Source organism: Pseudoalteromonas sp. GABNS16E (genome assembly GCF_028598715.1).
GTDB classification, from domain to species: domain Bacteria; phylum Pseudomonadota; class Gammaproteobacteria; order Enterobacterales; family Alteromonadaceae; genus Pseudoalteromonas; species Pseudoalteromonas atlantica.
On the sequence record NZ_JAQREZ010000200.1, the window covers coordinates 1 to 258 of the forward strand.

The window sequence follows — 258 nt, forward strand, 5'->3', positions numbered from 1 at the left end:
TCAATTAACCTTCCGGCACCGGGCAGGTGTCACACCGTATACGTCATCTTGCGATTTTGCACAGTGCTGTGTTTTTAATAAACAGTCCCAGCCACCTGGTCACTGCGGCTCCCGTCCGCTTAGAGAGCAAGTCTCATCACAGATAGGAGCGTACCTTCTCCCGAAGTTACGGTACGATTTTGCCTAGTTCCTTCACCCGAGTTCTCTCAAGCGCCTTAGTATTCTCTACCTGACCACCTGTGTCGGTTTGGGGTACGA

The 258-nt window shown here is 51.6% G+C and carries 1 rRNA gene; it reads right to left on the reverse strand.

Annotated elements, in window-relative coordinates:
* Positions 1–258, reverse strand: a 23S ribosomal RNA gene (locus tag PSI06_RS21820); the annotation flags it as partial.